The organism is Snodgrassella sp. B3800 (assembly GCF_026535865.1).
In the GTDB taxonomy this organism is placed as follows: domain Bacteria; phylum Pseudomonadota; class Gammaproteobacteria; order Burkholderiales; family Neisseriaceae; genus Snodgrassella; species Snodgrassella alvi_E.
This window is the reverse complement of sequence record NZ_JAFNPH010000013.1, coordinates 1-3,803: the sequence shown is the minus strand read 5'-3', so window position 1 is coordinate 3,803 and position 3,803 is coordinate 1. Positions and strand designations below refer to the sequence as shown.

Sequence of the window (3,803 nt, the reverse complement as noted above, 5' to 3'; positions counted from 1 at the left end):
TGCGAATAGCCCCCAGCTGATTATTTACGCTATCCGCTTTCAGTTGCAGACTGTCACTATCGATGGCGCCACTATTGTTATTTAGGTTGGCCGTTTGTATTTCAGCCGCACCTCCACTCCATAGCTGCCCGTCTTTGCTATTGTCAATTTGCCCACTACTGTGTATCTGCAGTTGTTTCTGTGCCGCTATGACGCCGCTATCACTGTTGTCGGTGTTCTCTGCCTCTATGGCTATTTGTTCCGTCGACTGGATCCGGCCTTTGCGGTTGTCCAGTTCTTTGCCTGTGTACTGGAATGGTCCGCTGCTGCTGATTTCACCACTGCGGTTATCCAGCCGGCCTGTGCTGATGCGGGCTTCGCCGGTGTTGAGTTTTCCTTGCTGGTTGTCGAGTAGTTCGCCGCTTACTTGTAATTTGTTTAGGTTGAGGGTGCCACGGTTGGTCAGGCCGTTATGTGCGTTTAGGTCGATGCCACCATTAGCAATTATTTGGCCGTTGTCGTTGAGAATTTCTTGTTCGCTGATGATTTGGCCGCTGGCAAATTGTTTGGGGGTGCTCGCCGCTGCTTCGGTCTGACCTGCGCCTGTGGCACTGGTCGGTACGGGAGTATCCTGGTTTTCTGCCGGTTTCTGCGGCCTGGCTGGCTGTTCTGTTGTGGCGGATTCGCTGCTGTTGCTGGTTGGGGGTTCTGATGGTGCATACCCGATCAGGCTGTTGCTGCTGTTATTCAGTTTATCCAGATCCAGTTTCAGGCTTTGCTGGCCGCTCTGGATGATTTTGCCCTGCTGGTTGTGGATGCTGCCACTGCTGATATCCAGACGTCCGCCGTTGATTTCGCCCTGATTGCTCAGTAGCTGCCGGTTGCGGATGTTTAATTCGTCGGCACTGGTGATTAAACCGCTGTTGTCTAGCTGCTGGCTTTGTAATTGCATTTTGCCTTGGCTGGACAGGGTGCCGCTGTTGCGGATGTTGTCTGCATGTATGGCTGCTGTGGCCTCTTCTGCGGCGCTACTGTTTTTATCTGCGGCAACGATGCTGCCGCTGTTGCTCAGTTTGCCATCGGCACTGATGCTGACGCCTCCGGCTCCGGCAAAGATTTGGCCGGCATTGTTGATGCCGACGCCTTTGTCGTTGCTGATTAGTACGATTTTGCCGGCATACATGCCACCTAGGCTGCTGCTGTCTATGGCTATGCTTTGTTTGTCCGATATATTGTTGTTTACGTTGGCGGTGATCTGCCCTTGGGCATTGATGTCATTACTGCCGGTACTGATGTTGAGTTTATTTGCCCAGATGCCGGCATTGATTTGCGCTGCTTTGGTCAGGATGTTGGTGTAATCACTGCCGCTTGTGTCCAGACCCTGTCCGTTGATGCTGATGTTGCCTCCCCGTACCTGAAAGCCGTCCAGGCTGCCGTTATTGAGTACGGGTCTGCCGGTGGTTAGGGTGACGCCGGCAGCATTGATAAAGCCGCCGCCATTGACGCTGATACCGGACGGGTTGGCCATGATGACTTCGGCTCGTCGGCCGGCTACTTCGATGTAGCCGTTGAGCCGGCTGGGATTGCTGCTGTTGATTTGGTTGACGATGATGCCGGCTTCGCCTTTGGCCAGCCATGGGTTGCCTTGTATCCACCCAGCCTGTTTGGTCTGGGTGCTTTTACGGCTGTTGTTGAGGATGGCTCCTTGTTTGTTGACGTCTAATTGCCGGTACTGGTTGATGGATACGCCGCCTTTGCTCGGGGTCTGGATGTTGATTTGCGGGATGCCGTTGGCGGTTTGGAGGATGGTGGGTTGCTGGTTTTTGGGGGCAGACGGGTCGGCATGGATGTCTGCTGCTATGGCAGAGTGATTAATGAGTACGCATAGACCTAATCCGAGTAGGATGGAGCTGGTTAATACGGGTAGTCTAGCCAGTAGGCTGCTGAAGATGGTGCCGCCGCTTTGATTACGGTCTGCGGTGCTTTTGCCTTCACGGATGGTGTTTTCGGCTACGGCAACCAGGATTCCTCTTTTTTTGTTGAATATGACTTTGTATCTGTTTTTATTCATGATTTTTCCTGTTATTCGCCGTACAGCCTGGGCTAACGGCGTTCTGATATGTGTGGTTTGATTGTGTTATATGGAATAGTTGAGGCTGAAGCCAACGGTGGTATTGGCGGTACGGAAGTACTGGGGTTTATATATTGGTTTGCCGGCAAAGATGTCGTAATACCACTGGCCGCCGGCTTTCATCTGGCCTTTGAAGCCGATAACGGCACCAGCTAGTGTTTTACCCAGCTGCATTTCGGTGGCGGGACCGGCAACGTGGCCGACATCTAGCCCTAGATATACCTGATGGGTACCTAGATATTGCCAGCTGAGGTTGTTGTTCCAGTACCAGCCTCGTTCTCCCATGAGGGTGACTTCGCCGTCAAATCCGCGCACGGTATAACGGCCACCGATGGAGAGCTGGTCTTGGGTAATTAAGGGGGTTTTGTTCCACTGGCTGTGAAGGGAGCTGTCGAAGCTGAGGCGTTGTCTGCCCAGGGTGAATGGCTGCGTGTAGCCGATGTCGGCTGTGATGATTTTCATGCGCGATGTGCCTTCGCCAAATTCTTCTTCGGGTGCCCGCAGGCTGTGATCAGCGCCGGTACCACGGCGGTAACCTATTCCGATATTGACGGTGCCATTACCTATGTATTCTTGATGATTTAGGTTGACTGCCCAGCCGGCAGTATGTCGTTGCTGTACTTCGATTTCGGCATCGTTTACGTAATTATGGGATTGCCGACGCCATAATTTGGCGGTAATGTCGGTTTTGCGGTGGCTGTCGCGATACAGCAGCCGCGTTAGTCCGATGTCGCTGTTGTCGCTTTTGCCGTTGTAGTCGTAGTTTTCGTTGTATCCGGCTACGGCCTGATGATAACGGTAATGGTTGCGGTTATACGCTATCAGCCAGTTGCCATAAGGTATTGAGTAATGCAGTGCATAGCCACGGGTACCGCTGCCGGTGCGGTTGCCATCGCTGTCCATTTGACTGTCTTTGCTGCCTAAATCATGGTTGTAGTTGATATAAAATAAATCACTTAATCCTAAGGGATTGTCTGCTGATAATGTGACGCCTCCCTGATAACGCCCTGTGGAATGGCTGCCGGAATCGTCTGCGTTAAAACTTATACGAAAGGGAATGGTTCGTTGTGACCAGCTGATGACGATGTCGCTTTCGTTCGGTGCTTCAGCCGGTACTATCTGGATATCAGCTTCGGCGGTGGGAACGCGACGCAGGTTTTCTAGTCCCTGCTCTAGCTGCCGCAGATTCAGGATGTCTCCGGCTCTGGCTGGAAATTCGTTCTGGATGCGGCGAATACGCTCTACGTGAGTGGTTGCTGCATTATCCAGGTTGTAACGAATGGTATGGATTCGCCCCGGAATGACGCTGAGCTGTAAGGTGCCGCTGGTAAGATCCTGTGGTGTGGCTAAAATACGGGTGGTGGTGTAGCCACGTTCGATGACGGCATTCTGTGCCAAGGTCATGATCTGGTTGATGGCTTTGCTGCCTAGGCACATGCCTGCGGTAAACTGGCTCTGGCGCTGTGCTTTTTTTAGGGCAAACTGGAAGCGTCTGGCTTCTTCTCCTGTCAGGGTGATGCTGTTGATGGCAAAACACGGGGTTTCGCTGGTATTCAGTTTGTCTGTCTGTGTTGGGTTTTCTTCTTGTGGCTGTAAACGAATATTTACTTCGGGCTGCATTTGCTGCTGAAACTGCTGCTGACGCTGCTGTTCGCGAATGATTTGCTGTTGCTGCTGACGGTCTAGCTGGGAA

The 3,803-nt window shown here is 52.5% G+C and carries 2 protein-coding genes; both read right to left on the bottom strand.

Going from position 1 to position 3,803, the window contains the following annotated elements; all coding sequences use genetic code 11:
- On the bottom strand, nt 1–2,050 hold a 2,050-nt coding region (locus J3U64_RS09850), incomplete at its 3' end, for a filamentous hemagglutinin N-terminal domain-containing protein (RefSeq protein ID WP_267409105.1).
- A 66-nt stretch (nt 2,051–2,116) separates the two neighbouring features.
- Nucleotides 2,117–3,803, bottom strand: a 1,687-nt coding sequence (locus J3U64_RS09845; RefSeq protein WP_267409104.1) for a ShlB/FhaC/HecB family hemolysin secretion/activation protein, incomplete at its 5' end; no start/stop codon positions are given.